This window comes from Burkholderia sp. AcTa6-5 (assembly GCF_017815075.1).
GTDB lineage: Bacteria > Pseudomonadota > Gammaproteobacteria > Burkholderiales > Burkholderiaceae > Burkholderia > Burkholderia sola.
In genome coordinates this window covers 1-359 of the sequence record NZ_JAGIQE010000087.1, presented here as the reverse complement: position 1 = coordinate 359, position 359 = coordinate 1, and the positions used below count along the sequence as shown (strand labels likewise).

Below are 359 nucleotides of genomic sequence, written 5' to 3'. Positions count from 1 at the left end.
AAGCTGGCGAAAGCGCAACGGGCGCGAAAGCACAAGCGGCATATCGCGAAGCTGCACGCCAAGGTCGCGAATGCCCGAGCCGACTTCCAGCACAAGCTCGCGCTCGATCTGGTGCAGCGTTTCGATTACATCGCGGTCGGCAACGTGTCGGCCGCAAAACTCGCCAGAACCAGGATGGCAAAGAGCGTCTACGACGCATCCTGGTCGTCTTTCCGAAACAAGCTCCGCTACAAAGCGATTGCGCACGGGGCCACGTTCGAGGAAGTCGACGAAAGCGGTTCGACCCAGTCCTGTTCGGCGTGCGGATCGAAAGACAGCACGACGCGGCCGAAAGGTATCGCGGGACTGCGAGTAAGAGA

At 60.4% G+C, this 359-nt stretch carries 1 protein-coding gene; it reads left to right on the top strand.

Annotation, left to right across the window (positions count from 1 at the left end; translation table 11 throughout):
• Positions 1-359, top strand: a 359-nt coding sequence (locus tag J8I33_RS34315) for a zinc ribbon domain-containing protein (RefSeq protein ID WP_209940006.1), incomplete at both ends; no start/stop codon positions are given.